Raw genomic sequence first — 14,862 nt, 5'->3', positions numbered from 1 at the left:
AAAAAGTGCAACCACTTATGATAGCCCAGATCTTCGCCGCTGTCGCCTAATCTACCCCGCGCCGCGTCGGCCTGCCAGCCGGACCGGGTGAACATCGGGCGACGCCCTGGTGGCCGGAGAACGTGTCTCCGGCCGAAACCTCGCGATCATCGTACGCCACCGAAGCGCATTTGCGGGCCCGGGGTCCGGGGCGGATGTCAGGACGATCCGGAGCGGGGACAGGAACGGCCCGCCGCACGGGTCGGCGGGCCGGACCTCGTGGATCAGGCGTTGGGGGCCACGTCGGTGCCGGCACCGCGGCGGCGCACGACCGGCGCGCCCCGGCCGACCTGCGGCGCCACGTACGCCGGGTCGTCCTCCGCCCCCACCGGCACGAAGCCGGCGTCGGCGATCATCTGCAGGTCGGCCGCACCGGCCTGCCCCTCGGAGGTGAGGTAGTCGCCCAGGAAGATCGAGTTGGCGACCTCCAGCCCGAGCGGCTGCAACGAGCGCAGGTTGTCCTCGCGGCCGCCGGCGATCCGGACCTCCTTGTCGGGGTGCACGAAGCGGACCATGGCGAGGATCCGCAGGCAGTCCAGCGGGGTCAGCCGGTGGGTACCCTCCAGCGGGGTGCCCTCGAACGGCATCAGGAAGTTCACCGGCACCGAGTCCGAGTCGAGTCCGCGCAGGGCGAACACGACCTCGACCAACTGCTCGGGCGTCTCCCCCATCCCGGCGATGAGGCCGGAGCACGGCGACAGGCCCGCATCCTTGGCCTTGTCGACCGTGTCGGCACGATCGGCGTACGAGTGCGTGGAGCAGATGTCGGCATAGTTGGACTCCGCGGTGTTGAGGTTGTGGTTGTACGCGTCCCCGCCGGCGGCCGCCAGCCTCTCGGCCTGGCCGTCCTTGAGCAGGCCGAGGCAGGCGCAGACCTCGATCTCCGGGTCCTCCTCCTTGAGCCCACCGATGATGTCGGCCACCCTGTCGATGTCACGGTTGGAGGGGCCTCGACCGGACGAGACCAGGCAGACCCGCTTGGCGCCGGCCTCCATCCCGGCCCGGGCGACCTCGACCGCCTTGTCCTTGGAGAGCCAGGAGTACGTCAGCACCTCCGCCTCGGAGCCGAGCCGCTGGGAGCAGTAGCCGCAGTCCTCCGGGCACATGCCGGACTTCAGGTTGACCAGGTAGTTGAGCTTGACCGAGTTGCCGAACCAGTGCCGGCGGAGCCGGCCACCGGCCCGGACCAGGCCCAGGACATCCGCGTCCGGCGTGGCCAGGAGCGCCAGCGCCTCTCCGCGGCTGATCTCGCCGCCGGCAAGGATGCGCTCCGCCAGGACACCGGGATCGACCGTTGCGGCCGTCGAACCGGAGCCCTGGGCATCCGCGCCGCCTGCGAGGTCGGGATCGTTCGTACGGTCAGCGCGCTCGGCGGTGAGCGTGTCCTGCGGTGTCATGCGGTCTCCTCGGATCGATGTGGGGCGCAACATTGAACAGCGTTCACTATACGGTGTTCAAGTCCGTGGCTGAGGGGGTGTCGGGTGGTGCAGCTGGGCCCCGGGGTGTCCTCGGTGGCGGTGCGTCGGTGGTAGGCGTCGGCGCTGGGCCCGGCACAAGTGCGCCGGCCAGGCGACTAGGCTCGTGGGTCGGTGACCACGACGGGAGGAACCATGGCGCTCAGTCGCGGGGACGTCCTCGCCAAGGCGGTCGAGATCCTCGACGCGTACGGTCTGGCCGACCTCACCATGCGTCGCCTGGCAACGGCCCTCGGGGTCCAGCCGGGCGCACTCTACTGGCACTACGCCAACAAGCAGGAGCTGCTGGGGGCAGTCACCGAGCACATCCTGTCCGAGGTCACCGCGCCGGCCCCGGGCGAGGATTGGCGCGGATCGCTGGTCAGCTGGTCCCAGTCCCTGCGCGCGGCACTACTGGCCCACCGCGACGGCGCCGAACTCGCCTCCTCCGCCCTGGCCCTCAGCCTCGGCAGCCTGCACCCGGAGGAGCCCCTCGTGCAGCTCCTGCGGGAGGCCGGCATCGCGGACCCGGAGGCCTCCTCGGTCGGCGCCACCGCCCTCCACCTGACCCTCGGGCTGGCCATCAACGAGCAGTCCCGGGCACAGGCCGTGGCGCTCGGGGTGCTGCCCGGACCGGCTGGCGATGAACGCGACCGGCTGGAACTCGGGATCGACCTGCTGGCACGGGGGGTGGCGGCCAGGTTCGGGATCTGAGGGTCCTGATCCGACGGTCCCAAGGGTCTGGCGCCTACGTCCTCCCCTTGCGGCGACGGCCTCGCGCCATCGCGGAACGGATGCGTACGGCCACGGCGGCCGGGTCTCCCAATTCGTCCCAGCCCCACCGCACGACTTCCCAGTCGAGGTCGCGGATCGCTTCCTCACGCCGTTTCTCGCGGTAGACGACTGATCCGGGATCCGCGGCATCGTCCCTTCCGCGTCGGTACTTGAGCCTGCCGTCGAACTCACCCACGGTGTTGTCCTCCGGCCACGCCATGTCGGTGCGGGCGACGAAGACGCCTGCGGGGGTCCGGATCTCGTACTGGAGTACCGGGTCGGGCAGTCCCACCTGCCGCAGGACGGCTCGACTCACCGATTCGCCCGGGCTCTCCGGCAGCGGTGAGGCGAATGCCACGACTGCCCGCGCCGTGGCAATGCCGTGCCGTCCCTGCTGCTGTTGCAGGGCGGAGTCAAGTAGGGCGGACAGCTGTCCCATGTCGCCTCGTTGGGGTGCGAGGCGGAGCGCACTGTCCGCGACCGCCAGACCGCCACCGAATCCCAGTGTCCTGGCGCAGTCCACGACGCTCCAGGCTACGGAGGTCAGTCGCAGGCCGTCCAGGGTCGTGACGTGGTCGCTGGGGATGTGCCCGACATGGCTGACGATTCTCGGGCGCCGATTCCCGCCCCCGAGTGCCCTGGTCAGGTGGATCCTGGGGTCGAGCATCGACCAGGGCACAGCCAGACCATGGCACACCGCCGCGGACTGGTGGCTGATGATGGCGCTCTCCCCCAGCGCTGGCACCGTGGCCTCCACCAACTGGCGGTGGCGCGCGGTCGGATCGTCGGGCAGTCCCGTGGCGTAGGTTCCTCGGCGGAGGCGTACCAGGGATCCATTCCGGACCGCGCGGCTGACCTCCTCGGTCGTCATCCCACACCTGGCCAGTTGATCGATGGTGATGATTCCGTTGGGTCCGGCGTACGCCATGAAGTCGTCCACATCTCCATGGAACAGGCCCGAGGATCGTCCCGGTAGCCGGACAACGGGACTGCCAACACCTTGGGGCAAACGGACAACACCTGCTGGGTAATCACGCGCGATGGGCCTGCTTCCGGGACCTCGCGAGGATCCGCTTCCTCGGTGCCGACGACGCCCGGGGCCGTCCCAAACCCACGTCTGTTCCTGAGTCCCGCGGGCTCGCTGCCCTGGGCCGGCCTCGCTGCCCCTAGCCCACCCCCCTGCCCTTGCACTGGCAGGGAACTCGCGCAACTGCAGCGAACTGACTTGACAGCAGCGAAGAGCCAGGGGGAGGAGACCCACGAACGAGCAGCAAACCGGGCTCGGCCATCGAGCCCCTGGGATCCTCTGTCGGCACCTCTGATGGGTCCGCTTCGCGGGGATCCGAGAATCCTTGACGGCGGGAGACGACCAGGCCCGGAGATGGGCAGTCAGTGCACGTGACCATGAAGGGATCGACCTTCCGCTCTCCAATGGCGGGTACACGCTGACTGCCCCTGGCCGACCTCACTGCCCCTGGCCGACCTCACTGCCCCTGGCCGACCTCACTGCCCTTGCACTGGCAGCGAAGCCGCGCGACTGCAGCGAACTCGTCCAGCGGCAGCGAACTCGTCTAGTGGCAGCGAGAAACATCGCAAGGCCGACACCCATCCCACCCCACCGCGAAACGCCGCAGGGGCGGATCCCTGTGGGACCCGCCCCTGCGGACGAGAGTTGCCTCCTCGGAGCCCGCGGGCTCCGAGGCGCGAGTCACTTGATGGTGACGGTGGCGCCGGCAGCCTCGAGCTTCTCCTTGGCGGCCTCGGCGGCGTCCTTGGCGACCTTCTCGACGATCGCCTTCGGGGCAGCCTCGACGAGCTCCTTGGCCTCCTTCAGGCCGAGGGAGGTGAGGGCGCGCACCTCCTTGATGACCTGGATCTTCTTCTCACCGGCCGACTCGAGGATGACGTCGAACTCGGTGGCCTCCTCCTCGGCCTCCTCAGCGGCACCGGCGGCCGGAGCGGCAGCGGCGACGGCGACGGGGGCAGCGGCGGTGACCTCGAAGGTGTCCTCGAAGAGCTTCACGAACTCGGAGAGCTCGATCAGGGTCATTTCCTTGAAAGCGGCGATCAGCTCGTCAGTGGTCAGCTTGGCCATGATGGTTCCTCACTTCTTGATGTGTGTTGCAGTCTGGCCGAACGGGCCACGCCTGCGGTGGTGGTGATCCGTCAGCGGATCATTCGGCAGCAGGCGCTGCCTCGTCGGCCTCGGCAGCCGGGGCTGCCTCAACGGTCTCGGGCTCGGTGGTCGCCTCGGCGGCGGGGGCGGCCACGCCGGCCCCGGCAATGAGGTCGGGGTTGCCCTCGGCGGCAGTCTGCAGCGCACCCAGGGCGCGAGCAGCGGTCTGCAGCGGAGCGGCGAACAGCCCGGCGGCCTGCGAAAGGTTGCCCTTCATGGCGCCGGCGAGCTTGGCGAGGTAGACCTCGCGCGACTCGAGGTCGGCCAGAGCGCCGACCTGCTTGGCGTCGAGGAACTTGCCCTCCATGACGCCACCCTTGATGACCAGGAGCGGGTTTTCCTTGGCAAAGTTCTTGAGGCCCTTGGCCACTGCCGCGATGTCACCCTTGATGAAGGTCAGGGCGTTCGGGCCGGTCAGGATCTCGTCCAGCGTGTCGATACCGGCCTTGTTGGCCGCCACCTTCACGAGGGTGTTCTTTGCCACGGCGTAGGTGGCGTCCTCGCCCAGCGCGCGCCGAAGGTTCTTCAGCTGCGCCACGGTGAGGCCGCGGTACTCGGTGAGCACAACAGCGCCAGAGCTCTCGAACTGCTCCTTGAGCTCATTGACAGCTGCTGCCTTGTCCTCCCTCGCCATGGGTCTCCTTCCACTTCTGTCGGTTCTACGTCCCCAGCGGGACGTACGCCTCGACCACCGGCCACCTGAGGTGGGGCAACAAAAAAGCCCCGATGCACAGGCACGGGGCACATGAGCGTACGTGGAGCCGGAACCGGCCGAACGAACCATCATGAATCTCGCCTGCGCGGGCCTCCGGGTGGAGCTTAGGGCGTACGACAGACGTACGACCACCAGCGGTCTTCAGCTCGCACAACTATACGGGTCCGCGCCGCCAGCGCCAAATCGCACCCGAGGAGCGTACGGACCCGAGACCGTACACGACCTCCAAGACCGTTAGGCCCAGAGGACCGCCCCGGCGCAGGGACTGGTCCCGGTCCCGGCTCCCCCGTACGCCGAAGGGCTCCGCTCCCCCAGGGGGAACGGAGCCCTTCGAGCTCACGTGGCCGGGCGAGTGCCTGGCCTGCATGCGGTGGATCAGGCGGAGGCCTCGACCTCGGACTTCACCTTGGCCGGGTCCATCTGGATGCCCGGGCCCATGGTGGAGGACGCGGAGATCTTCTTGATGTAGCGACCCTTGGCCGTGGTCGGCTTGAGGCGGACGATCTCCTCGACGGCGGCGAAGTAGTTCTCCTGCAGCTGCTCCAGGGAGAAGGAAGCCTTGCCGATGATGAACTGCAGGTTCGCGTGACGGTCCACGCGGAACTCGATCTTGCCGCCCTTGATCTCGGTGACGGCCTTGGCGACGTCCATCGTCACGGTGCCGGTCTTCGGGTTCGGCATCAGGCCGCGCGGGCCGAGGACGCGTCCGAGCTTGCCGACCTTGCCCATCATGTCGGGCGTCGCGACGACCGCGTCGAAGTCCAGGTAGCCACCCTGGATCTTCTCGATCAGCTCGTCGGCACCGACCTCGTCGGCGCCGGCGGCCGTGGCGGCCTCAGCGTTCGCACCGGTGGCGAAGACGAGGACCCTCGCCGTCTTGCCGGTGCCATGGGGCAGGTTGACCGTGCCGCGGACCATCTGGTCGGCCTTGCGGGGGTCGACGCCGAGGCGCATCGCGACCTCGATCGTCTCGTCGAACTTGGCGGAGGCGTTGTCCTTGACCAGGGTCAGGGCCTCGGCCGGGGAGTAGAGGGCGGCGTCGTCGCGGTTGGCGGCGGCTGCCCGGTAGGCCTTGCTGCGCTTCATGTGCTGGTTTCCTTAACTGCTGGGGTACCAGTTGTGGTGCGGACCGCGCTGGTCCTCCCACGTCCGGTGGAGGTGGACTCCGTTCGTCGCCGAACGGAAGGGCGGGCCTCAGCCCTCGACGGTGACACCCATGGAACGGGCGGTGCCGGCAACGATCTTCATCGCGGCGTCGACGTCATTGGCGTTGAGGTCGGGCAGCTTGGTCGTGGCGATCTCGCGGACCTGATCGGCGGTGAGCTTGCCGACCTTGTCCTTGTTCGGGGTGCCGGAGCCCTTCTTCAGGCCGGCGGCCTTCTTGATCAGCTCGGCGGCCGGCGGCGTCTTCGTGATGAAGGTGAACGACCGGTCCTCGTAGATGGTGATCTCGACGGGGATGACGTTGCCACGCTGGGATTCCGTCGCGGCGTTGTACGCCTTGCAGAACTCCATGATGTTGACGCCGTGCGGGCCGAGGGCGGTACCGACGGGCGGCGCGGGGTTGGCCGCACCGGCGTTGATGGCGATCTTGACGATCGCCGCGACCTTCTTCTTCGGAGGCATGCGAGGGTCCTTTCAGTGCATGCTCATGGTCGTACGCGGGCGTACGACCATTTCTCGGCGGCCGCACGGGACCGTACGGCCGATTGTCGACATCCCCGTGGCAGGCGCGGGGCGTGCGGGTACGTGAGGTACTCGCTGCCGATCGGTGCGAGGGGAACCTGGCTGGGGTGCTCAGCTACCGACCGGTCGCGCTGGGGGCACCCGGGAACGGGCACACGACAGCACGGTTTCACATCTTAACCCGAGGACCCCTCCGCCGCGTAATTCGCGCGGCGGAGGGGTCCTCGGTGATGGCGGGGTGACCCGGGGTCAGGACTTCTCGATCTGCGGGAAGGTCAGGTCCACCGGGGTGTCGCGGCCCATGAACTCCACCGTCGCGATGAGTCGCTGGGTGTTCGGGTTGATCTCGGTGATGGTGCCCGGGACTCCGGCGAACGGACCCTCGATCACCATGATCGAGTCGCCGATCTGGTAGTCCTGCACCTCGATCTTCTTGACCGGGCGCTTGCCCTTGCCCTGGGCCGACGCGGCGACCTTGGCGACGATCCCGGGGCGCAGCATGCTCTCGACCTCGTCGAGCATCAGCGGCGTCGGGTCATTGGCGTTGCCGACGAAGCCGGTGACCGCCGGGGTGTGGCGGATACAGCCCCAGGACTCGTCCGTGAGGTCCATCCGGACCAGGACGTAGCCGGGCAGGAAGACACGGGTGACTTCCTTCTTGTTGCCGTTCTTCATCTCGACGACGGTCTCGGTGGGGACGATCGTCTCGTAGATGTAGTCCTCCATGTTGAGGGAGGTCACGCGCTGCTCGATGTTCTGCTTGACGCGGTTCTCCATGCCGGCGTAGGTGTGCACGACGAACCAGTCACCGAACTTGCTCTCCAGGTCGGCATGCAGCTCGGCCATGGCCTTGTCGATCTCGACCTCGGCATCGAAGTCCATCGGCTCGGCCGGGGACTCGGTCACCTCGTCGGCGTCGAAGTTCAGGTTGATCTCGAAGTCGTCGTCCAGCCCGCGGGGCGGGGAGATCGGAGCGGCGGGCAGCGAGGCCTCCGCCTCGTCCTCGGTGCTCTCGTCCTGGCCCACGTCCTCCGCAACCTCGTCGGTCACCTCGGCATCGGCACTCTCGTCGGTCGCCTCGGCCTCGGACTCGTCCTCGGCCTCCGCGGTCGCATCCTGCTCGGCCGAAGCGGACGCCTCGGCCGTCCCGCCGTCGGCGAGGAAGTGCTCGGCCGGGGGCTCCTCGACACCGAAGATGTCGGCGGCGCTCAGCTCCTCGTCGGCAACCGTGTCGTCATCATCGCCGTCGAAGCCGAAATCGAAGTCGGGCTCGTCACCGACGGTTTCGTCCTCGAACGCGTCCAGGTCGATCTCCACCTCGGACGGATCGAACTCGTCGTTGTCTGCCACGTTTCCCTCTCGGTCGTTGTCGTTCATGAGCCGAACACCTTCAGCACCACCCAGCCCAGACCGGTGTCGAGCAGGCTGACCAGCAGCATGATGAACACCACGAAGACGAGGACGGCGACGAAGTAGCCACCCATCTCCTCCTTGGTGGGCCAGGCGACCTTCTTCAACTCGTCCACGGACTGGTTGACGAAGCTGACGGGGCCGGCCTTCTGCTCGTACGCAGGCACATCGGAACGCTGGGAAGAAGACGTGGCCCTGCGGGCCGGACGGCGGAGCCCGCGCTGCTCCTCGGCCGGAACCGAGGCGCGCTGCTCTGCGGCTTCGACGTCATCCGGATCGATGGGATCCGTCATGTCCTCTGCCACACGTCGTCCTTAGTCTCGCCAGGTCACGGGAACCTGTGTCGGTCATGGTGCCTCCGGCGGGCGAAGAGTGCCATCGACCCGCTCGGACGACATCACCGACTCTAGCGCCGTCGAGGACTACTCGTCGCGCCCGCTCGGACTGCCCCGAGGCGGACTCGCACGGCACGAGGGACTTGAACCCACAACCTTCGGTTTTGGAGACCGATGCTCTGCCAATTGAGCTAGTGCCGTCCGCCAGCGGTTTCCCGCTGACAAGATCGGTAGTTTACGCAGATCCGCCGCCCGATGTCGAACCGGAGGCCTGCCGACCACCTCTCCCCCAGAAGATTAGTCACCGCGACAAGCCGATGTGGCCCGTCTCAGGATCGTTGCAGGACCACTGCCGAGCGCGACCCGAGCCGCACCCCGTCCGGACCCTGCGAGACCTCGCCGGTCCCGAGCAGCAGCTCGCCAGCCAGGCCGGTGTCGACCGTCCGCTCCCCCAGGTTGACCGCGACGATGATGCGTTCGCCACGTTCCATCACCACCAGGTGCTCGTCCTGGGGCGCGACGTAGGCCTGCGTACGCTCCAGTCTCGGGTCGCCCAGGTCCGGCCACGACCGTCGCAGCAGCAGCAGGTTGCGGACCAGCTCCAGCTGCTCGGCGTACGGACCGCGGCCCGGCTCCGACCAGTCCAGGACCGAGGCCTCGAAGGTCTGGGGGACCTGCGGGTCGGGGATCTGTCCGTGATCCCAGTCCATCCGGGCAAACTCGGCCCGGCGCCCCTCGGTCACCGCACGAGCGAGGTCCTCCTCGGGATGGGAGGTGAAGAAGGCCCACGGGGTGGAGGCGCCCCACTCCTCGCCCATGAAGATCATCGGGGTGAACGGCGAGGTCAGGGTGAGGACGGCCGCCAGGGCGAGCCCGCGCTCGTCGAGTCGGCTGCGCAGCCGGTCACCGGCGGCCCGGTTGCCGATCTGGTCGTGGTTGTCGGCACAGACCACCAGTCGCCAGCCGGGGGTCTGCGGCGGGAGCGGACGCCCGTGCCGGCGGCCGCGGAAGGTCGAGAAGGTCCCGTCGTGCAGGAACCCGTGCGCCAGCACGTACGCCAGGGCATCGGGGTCCGCGAAGTCCGCGTAGTAGCCCGCGACCTCGCCGGTGAGGTTGGCCACCACGGCGTGGTGGAAGTCGTCGGCCCACTGGCCCGACAGGCCGTAGCCGCCGGCCTCCCGCGGCACGAACAGCCGCGGGTTGTTCTGGTCGGACTCGGCGACCAGTGCCAGCGGACGGCCCAGGAAGGCGCTCAGCGCGTCGACCTCGGAGGCGAGTTCCTCGAGGATGTCGAGGGCCTGGCCCGGGTCGGAGAGGGCATGGACGGCGTCGATCCGTAGCCCGTCGACGTGGAAGTCCCGCAGCCACGTCCTGGCGTTGTCGATGACGTAGCGCCGGACCTCGTCCGACTCCGGACCGTCCAGGTTGACCGGCGAGCCCCACGGGGTGTCGGTGGCCTCGTCGAGGTAGGGGGCGAACAGCGGCAGGTAGTTGCCCGAGGGGCCCCAGTGGTTGTAGACGACGTCCTGCATGACGGCGAGCCCGCGCGCATGGCAGGCGTCGACGAAGCGCTGGTAGGCCTGCGGACCGCCGTACGGCTCGTGCACGCAGTACCAGTGCACCCCGTCGTACCCCCAGCCGCGGGGACCGTTGAAGGCGGCCACCGGCATCAGCTCGACCACGTCGACCCCGACGTCGACCAGGTGGTCCAGCCGCCCGATCGCGGCGTCCAGGGTGCCCTCGGGGGTGAACGTCCCGACGTGCAGCTCGTAGATCACCGAGCCGGCAAGCTGGCGGCCGGTCCAGGCCTCGTCGGCCCAGTCGTACGCGCCCGGGTCGTACGTCCGGCTGACGCCGTGCACCCCGTACGGCTGGCGGAGCGTGCGCGGATCCGGACGGGGGGTCGGGTCGTCGTCGAGCAGGTAGCCGTAGTCGAGCTCGCCGCCGGCCGGCAGGTCCGGTTCCCACCAGCCGTCCTCGGCCCGGACCATGTCGATCACCCGGGGGTCGGCGGCACTCCCACCGACCGGCCGGGTCCACAGCCGGACCCGTGCCGGGCGGGGTGCCCAGACCGCGAAGTCGGGTCGGGTGTCGTCCGGGGTGGCACTCACGTTCACGGTGGACAGGGGAGACTCCAGGGACGCCGGCTCGGTCACGGGAGGGTCCTTTCAGTCGAGGCGATCGTCGAGGCTGCAGCCGATCAGGGTGGGTTCGGGGACCAGGGTGACGCCGTACTTCTCCCGTACGCCGGCCCGGATCCGGGCCGCCAGCTCGACCACGTCCGCGGTCGTGGCCGATCCGCGGTTGGTGAGGGCCAGGGTGTGCTTGCCGGACAGCGCCGCCGGGGCCTCGCCGGACCCGAAGCGCGGCAGGTGCCAGCCCTTGGGGAAACCGGCGTGCTCGATCAGCCAGGCCGCCGAGGTCTTCACCTCACCCGGGCCGGCCGGGTAGCGCGGCGCCCCCTCGGGCAGGGCGGCAGCGACCGCCTCGGGCAGCACCGGGTTGGTGAAGAACGACCCGGCGCTCCAGGTGTCGTGGTCCTCCGGGTCGAGCACCATGCCCTTGCCGGCGCGCAGCTCGAGCACCGCCTGGCGCACCTGGGGTGCCCGGGCGGACTCGCCCGGTCCGATCCCCAGCTTGTCGGCCAACTGCTGGTAGCGGACCGAGGAGAGCAGGTCACCGAGCAGGAACTGGAAGGACACGTCGAGGATGATCCAGCGGCCGGGCTGTTCCTTGAACATCGAGTTGCGGTACCCGAACCGGCACTCGAAGGGGAAGAACGTACGCTGACGACCTTCCTGCCGGTCCCAGGTCCGGACCCGGACGATGTACTGGCTGACCTCGCTGCCGTACGCGCCGACGTTCTGGATCGGGACCGCGCCGACCTTGCCCGGGATGCCGGAGAGGGTCTCGGGTCCACGCCACTGGCGCTCGACCGCCTCGGCGACGAACCCGTCCCAGGACTCCCCCGCCGCGACGGTGACGTTGGCGCCGGCGCACGAGGACACCTCCTCGAAGGACAGGCCGGAGGTGGCGACCTCGACGACGAGCCCGTCGAACCCCTCGTCGCCGATCAGCAGGTTCGACCCCCCGCCCAGGACGAGGACCGGTTCACCGGTGGCGTCGGCCTCGGAGACCAGCCGGACCAGTGTCGCGTCGTCACGCGCCACCTCGTAGCGGGCCGCGGGGCCGCCGAGGTGGAAGGTGGTGTGGTCGGAGAGGAGTTCAGCCACGGTCGACCTCTACCTTGGCGTTGCCCAGCACCTTGACGTCCTCGCCGTCGGGACCGGTGATCACGGCCGTGAGGGTGACGGTCGCGGTCTCGTCGGTGAGCGCACTGACCACGCCGGTGATACGCAGTTCGGTGCCCGCGTCGTCGTCGGGGACGGGGACCGGCTTGGTGAAGCGGCAGGAGTAGCTGCGGACCTTCGCCGGGTCGCCGACCCAGTCGGTGACCACGCGCAGGGCGGTCGCCATGGTGAGCATGCCGTGGGCGATCACGGACGGCATCCCTACCTTGCGGGCCATCCGGTCCGACCAGTGGATCGGGTTGAAGTCCGTCGAGGCGCCGGCGTAGCGGACCAGGTCGGCGCGGGTGAGGTCGACGGTGAGCGAGGGCAGCTCGTTGCCGATGGTGAGGGGTGTCGGCTCGGTCATCGCTCGACCTCCTTGCTGGTGGCGTCCTCGCGGTTGTGGATCAGCTGGGCGGTGACGGTGCAGACCGGCTCGCCCTTGGTCGTACGTACGTCCACGGTGGTGGTGATGAACTCGGCGGCGCCGCGGAGCCGGACCTGGTCGATGGTGAGCCGGCCGACCACCTCGTCACCGGCGCGCAGGGCGCGGGTGTAGTCGAACCGCTGTTCGCCGTGGATGACCTGGCGCAGTGCGAGGCCGAGCTCCTTGTCGGCGAACATCGCCTCCCAGGCGTTGGAGGCGACGACGAAGGCGAAGGTCGGCGGGGCCACCGGGTTCGGGCCGGCGTACGAGGGGTTGTCATCGCCGATCGCACGGGCGAACTCTCGGATCTTGGCACGGGACACCTGGTAGGGCTCCGTGGCCGGGTAGGTCCTCCCGGCGTGCTCAGACGTGATGGCCATACCCAGAGGCTACTCGGTCACGGGCGGTGTCGACACGCAGCAGACACAGGCCGAAGAATGCGGAAAAGGGCGTCACCCCATGGGGTGACGCCCTCCTCGAGAACTGGTACGCGCGATCAGCGGGTCTCGCGGTGCGCGGTGTGGTGGCCGCACTTGGGGCAGAACTTGCTCATCTCCAGGCGATCCGGGTTGTTGCGCCGGTTCTTCTTGGTGATGTAGTTGCGCTCCTTGCAGTCGGTGCACGCGAGCGTGATCTTCGGCCGGATGTCAGAAGCCTTGGCCATGGTCTATCCCCTGTTTCGTCAAGTCATTACGTCTGAGTGGTAGCGAGGGCGGGATTCGAACCCGCGACCTCACGATTATGAGTCGTGCGCTCTCACCAACTGAGCTACCCCGCCATCATGGTCCGAGCCAGTCACCTGGCCGCCATCCACTGGTCGCTGCCCGTGGATGCGGACTTCGAGCCCCCAAGCAGAATCGAACTGCTGACCTTCTCCTTACCATGGAGACGCTCTACCTACTGAGCTATAGGGGCCTGCACCCTGGCCCGGGAGGCCTCCCGGTCCAGCTGCCGAGGAACAAACTTACACAAGTTACTGCTTGCTGACAAACCGAGGTCCATCTGCAGTTCCTGGTGCAAGCCGGTTCCCCGGCCGTGCGTGTGGCAGGTGCTGGATTCGAACCAGCGTAGGCGAAGCCGACGGTTTTACAGACCGCTCCCTTTGGCCGCTCGGGCAACCTGCCGTGCTCGCTACCCCCGAAAAAACGGGATTCACGGGCGACGGAAACCATAGCAAGGTCTGGGCCTCCAGCGCAAAACGGCGCGTTGACTCATCAAAGATGCCCGCGTGGAGGGGGTCGTTGCCTCAACTAGGAATGCCCGCGTAGCGGCGCGTCGACCGGCCCTGTGGCTGCTGTGCCGGTACGCCGAGTTGATGGGGTTGACGATGGCTGAACGTCGGGCTGTGACCAGGGCGAGCGCTCGCCGCTACAAGGCGGCGGACCGGGCGGGCAAGAAGGTGATCCTGGACGAGTTGTGCGAGCTGACGGGCTGGCACCGTGACCATGCCCGCAAGGCGTTGCGCGAGGCGTTGAAGGTCAAGATCGTCCGGCCCCGCAAGGGGCGCCCGCCGGTCTACGGGGAGGACGTGATGGTCGCGTTGCGGACGTGTTGGGCGGTGATGGGGGCGGCGTCGGGCAAGCGGATGGCCCCGTTCCTGGGCGAGCTGGTTCCGGTGCTGCGCGCCTTCGGGGAGCTGGATCTGGACGAGGAGACCGCGGCGGCGTTGTGTCGGATCTCGGCGGCCACGATCGACCGCCGGCTCGCCCCGGACCGGGCGAAACTGGCCGTGCGTGGGCACTCCCACACCAAGCCCGGTTCGCTGCTGAAGGACGCGATCCCGATGCGGACCTGGGCGGACTGGGATGACGCGGTGCCCGGTTTCGTCGAGATCGACCTGGTCGGCCACGAGGGTGGCAACTCCCGCGGCGATTTCGCGTTCACCCTGACGGTCACCGACATCGCGACCGGGTGGGTGGAGAACCGGTCGGTGCGCAACAAGGCCCAGAAGTGGGTCTTCGAGGCGCTGGTGGACATCCGGGAACACCTGCCCTTCCCGCTGCGCGGGATCGACTCGGACAACGGCAGCGAGTTCATCAACCACGAGCTTCTTCGCTACTGCACCGAGCAGGAGATCACCTTCACCCGTTCACGCTCGGGCAACAAGAACGACGGCGCGCACGTGGAGCAGAAGAACTGGACCCAGGTCCGTCAGATCGTCGGCTACCACCGCTACGACACCGCCGGCGAGCTCGATCTGCTGAACCGGATCTGGGCCCGACAGACCGACCTGACGAACTTCTTCTACCCCCAGCAGAAACTCATCGCCAAGGAGCGGGTCGGCGCCAAGGTGATCAAGAAGTACGACACCGCCCAGACCCCCTACCAGCGCGCCCAGGCCGAACCCAGCGTGACCGGGCTGGTCAAGGCCGCCCTGACCAGCCGCTACCGCCAGATCAACCCCGCGGCCGTCCAACGCGAGATCCAGGCCCTGACCAGCCAGCTCCTGGCCCTGACCACCGCGAAGAAGGCGCCCCGAACCCAGCCAGCCATCCGGGCAAAATCAGATGAGGCAACGAAGCAAGCTACGCGGGCATCTTGACATGAGGCAACGGG

General features: G+C 68.5%; 15 protein-coding genes and 4 tRNA genes. 2 read left to right on the top strand and 17 right to left on the bottom strand.

Annotated features, from left to right (window positions below; all coding sequences use genetic code 11):
• Window positions 1-263 precede the first annotated feature (263 nt).
• Window positions 264-1,436: a biotin synthase BioB gene (gene bioB / locus GA0111570_RS15190; RefSeq protein ID WP_092613266.1), complete on the bottom strand. Its 1,173-nt coding sequence runs from the start codon at window positions 1,434-1,436 to the stop codon at window positions 264-266.
• 213 nt (window positions 1,437-1,649) lie between these two features.
• On the opposite strand from bioB, the gene GA0111570_RS15185 reads away from it, so the two are divergent.
• Window positions 1,650-2,207, top strand: coding sequence for a TetR/AcrR family transcriptional regulator C-terminal domain-containing protein (locus tag GA0111570_RS15185; RefSeq protein ID WP_092613263.1), 558 nt, complete (start codon window positions 1,650-1,652; stop codon window positions 2,205-2,207).
• Between the two features lie 34 nt (window positions 2,208-2,241).
• On the opposite strand, the gene GA0111570_RS15180 is transcribed toward GA0111570_RS15185, so the two are convergent.
• The 16 genes from GA0111570_RS15180 to GA0111570_RS15105 all read right to left on the bottom strand — a co-directional run bounded on the left by GA0111570_RS15180 (window position 2,242) and on the right by GA0111570_RS15105 (window position 13,430).
• Entirely contained in the window at window positions 2,242-3,195 is a 954-nt protein-coding gene (locus GA0111570_RS15180; protein ID WP_281245220.1) for a type IV toxin-antitoxin system AbiEi family antitoxin domain-containing protein, read from the bottom strand.
• A gap of 780 nt (window positions 3,196-3,975) precedes the next feature.
• On the bottom strand, window positions 3,976-4,362 hold the full coding sequence (gene rplL / locus GA0111570_RS15175; RefSeq protein WP_092613257.1) for a 50S ribosomal protein L7/L12: 387 nt from the start codon (window positions 4,360-4,362) through the stop codon (window positions 3,976-3,978).
• 79 nt (window positions 4,363-4,441) lie between these two features.
• The gene (rplJ, locus tag GA0111570_RS15170) at window positions 4,442-5,077 is read right to left on the bottom strand and encodes a 50S ribosomal protein L10 (RefSeq protein WP_092613254.1); all 636 of its coding nucleotides are present in this window, start codon (window positions 5,075-5,077) and stop codon (window positions 4,442-4,444) included.
• A 456-nt stretch (window positions 5,078-5,533) separates the two neighbouring features.
• On the bottom strand, window positions 5,534-6,244 hold the full coding sequence (gene rplA / locus GA0111570_RS15165) for a 50S ribosomal protein L1 (protein ID WP_092613251.1): 711 nt from the start codon (window positions 6,242-6,244) through the stop codon (window positions 5,534-5,536).
• Window positions 6,245-6,352: 108 nt separating this feature from the next.
• Entirely contained in the window at window positions 6,353-6,784 is a 432-nt protein-coding gene (gene rplK, locus GA0111570_RS15160) for a 50S ribosomal protein L11 (RefSeq protein WP_092613248.1), read from the bottom strand.
• A 309-nt stretch (window positions 6,785-7,093) separates the two neighbouring features.
• Window positions 7,094-7,894 (bottom strand): transcription termination/antitermination protein NusG, encoded by an 801-nt coding sequence (nusG, locus tag GA0111570_RS15155; protein ID WP_425438633.1) that lies wholly within the window; start codon window positions 7,892-7,894, stop codon window positions 7,094-7,096.
• Between the two features lie 323 nt (window positions 7,895-8,217).
• Window positions 8,218-8,547: a preprotein translocase subunit SecE gene (gene secE, locus GA0111570_RS15150; protein ID WP_092613458.1), complete on the bottom strand. Its 330-nt coding sequence runs from the start codon at window positions 8,545-8,547 to the stop codon at window positions 8,218-8,220.
• 170 nt (window positions 8,548-8,717) lie between these two features.
• Window positions 8,718-8,790 (bottom strand) — tRNA-Trp (locus tag GA0111570_RS15145).
• A gap of 128 nt (window positions 8,791-8,918) precedes the next feature.
• A complete protein-coding gene (treZ, locus tag GA0111570_RS15140) occupies window positions 8,919-10,745 on the bottom strand; it encodes a malto-oligosyltrehalose trehalohydrolase (RefSeq protein ID WP_245703242.1) in 1,827 nt (608 codons plus the stop codon).
• Window positions 10,746-10,757: 12 nt separating this feature from the next.
• On the bottom strand, window positions 10,758-11,822 hold the full coding sequence (locus GA0111570_RS15135) for a UDP-N-acetylmuramate dehydrogenase (RefSeq protein ID WP_092613243.1): 1,065 nt from the start codon (window positions 11,820-11,822) through the stop codon (window positions 10,758-10,760).
• Window positions 11,815-12,246: a MaoC family dehydratase gene (locus GA0111570_RS15130; RefSeq protein WP_092613240.1), complete on the bottom strand. Its 432-nt coding sequence runs from the start codon at window positions 12,244-12,246 to the stop codon at window positions 11,815-11,817. The genes GA0111570_RS15135 and GA0111570_RS15130 overlap by 8 nt, the downstream gene beginning before the upstream one ends.
• Window positions 12,243-12,686 carry an FAS1-like dehydratase domain-containing protein gene (locus GA0111570_RS15125; RefSeq protein ID WP_092613237.1) on the bottom strand — a complete coding sequence of 148 codons (444 nt, stop codon included), beginning with the start codon at window positions 12,684-12,686 and terminating at the stop codon, window positions 12,243-12,245. Before GA0111570_RS15125 ends, GA0111570_RS15130 begins: the two co-directional genes overlap by 4 nt.
• 116 nt (window positions 12,687-12,802) lie before the next feature.
• Window positions 12,803-12,970: a 50S ribosomal protein L33 gene (gene rpmG, locus GA0111570_RS15120; RefSeq protein ID WP_092613233.1), complete on the bottom strand. Its 168-nt coding sequence runs from the start codon at window positions 12,968-12,970 to the stop codon at window positions 12,803-12,805.
• 37 nt (window positions 12,971-13,007) lie between these two features.
• A tRNA-Met gene (locus tag GA0111570_RS15115) sits at window positions 13,008-13,084 on the bottom strand.
• Window positions 13,085-13,148: 64 nt separating this feature from the next.
• Window positions 13,149-13,221, bottom strand: a tRNA-Thr gene (locus GA0111570_RS15110).
• 127 nt (window positions 13,222-13,348) lie between these two features.
• Window positions 13,349-13,430 (bottom strand) — tRNA-Tyr (locus GA0111570_RS15105).
• Window positions 13,431-13,633: 203 nt separating this feature from the next.
• Here GA0111570_RS15105 and GA0111570_RS15100 point away from each other — a divergent pair.
• Entirely contained in the window at window positions 13,634-14,848 is a 1,215-nt protein-coding gene (locus tag GA0111570_RS15100; RefSeq protein ID WP_217634033.1) for an integrase catalytic domain-containing protein, read from the top strand.
• The last annotated feature ends 14 nt before the right edge of the window (window positions 14,849-14,862 follow it).

The organism is Raineyella antarctica, assembly GCF_900092135.1.
Taxonomy (GTDB): Bacteria; Actinomycetota; Actinomycetes; order Propionibacteriales; family Propionibacteriaceae; genus Raineyella; species Raineyella antarctica.
The sequence above is the reverse complement of the archived record's forward strand: the minus strand, read 5'-3'. Positions and strand labels throughout refer to the sequence as shown.

Excerpts from the sequence above, each read along its gene's own strand:
- bioB (WP_092613266.1), bottom strand. The coding sequence starts at position 1,436 with ATGACACCGCAGGACACGCTCACCGCCGAGCGCGCTGACCGTACGAAC.
- GA0111570_RS15185 (WP_092613263.1), top strand. The coding sequence starts at position 1,650 with ATGGCGCTCAGTCGCGGGGACGTCCTCGCCAAGGCGGTCGAGATCCTC.
- GA0111570_RS15180 (WP_281245220.1), bottom strand. The coding sequence starts at position 3,195 with ATGGCGTACGCCGGACCCAACGGAATCATCACCATCGATCAACTGGCC.
- rplL (WP_092613257.1), bottom strand. The coding sequence starts at position 4,362 with ATGGCCAAGCTGACCACTGACGAGCTGATCGCCGCTTTCAAGGAAATG.
- rplJ (WP_092613254.1), bottom strand. The coding sequence starts at position 5,077 with ATGGCGAGGGAGGACAAGGCAGCAGCTGTCAATGAGCTCAAGGAGCAG.
- rplA (WP_092613251.1), bottom strand. The coding sequence starts at position 6,244 with ATGAAGCGCAGCAAGGCCTACCGGGCAGCCGCCGCCAACCGCGACGAC.
- rplK (WP_092613248.1), bottom strand. The coding sequence starts at position 6,784 with ATGCCTCCGAAGAAGAAGGTCGCGGCGATCGTCAAGATCGCCATCAAC.
- secE (WP_092613458.1), bottom strand. The coding sequence starts at position 8,547 with ATGACGGATCCCATCGATCCGGATGACGTCGAAGCCGCAGAGCAGCGC.
- GA0111570_RS15130 (WP_092613240.1), bottom strand. The coding sequence starts at position 12,246 with ATGACCGAGCCGACACCCCTCACCATCGGCAACGAGCTGCCCTCGCTC.
- GA0111570_RS15125 (WP_092613237.1), bottom strand. The coding sequence starts at position 12,686 with ATGGCCATCACGTCTGAGCACGCCGGGAGGACCTACCCGGCCACGGAG.
- rpmG (WP_092613233.1), bottom strand. The coding sequence starts at position 12,970 with ATGGCCAAGGCTTCTGACATCCGGCCGAAGATCACGCTCGCGTGCACC.
- GA0111570_RS15100 (WP_217634033.1), top strand. The coding sequence starts at position 13,634 with ATGGCTGAACGTCGGGCTGTGACCAGGGCGAGCGCTCGCCGCTACAAG.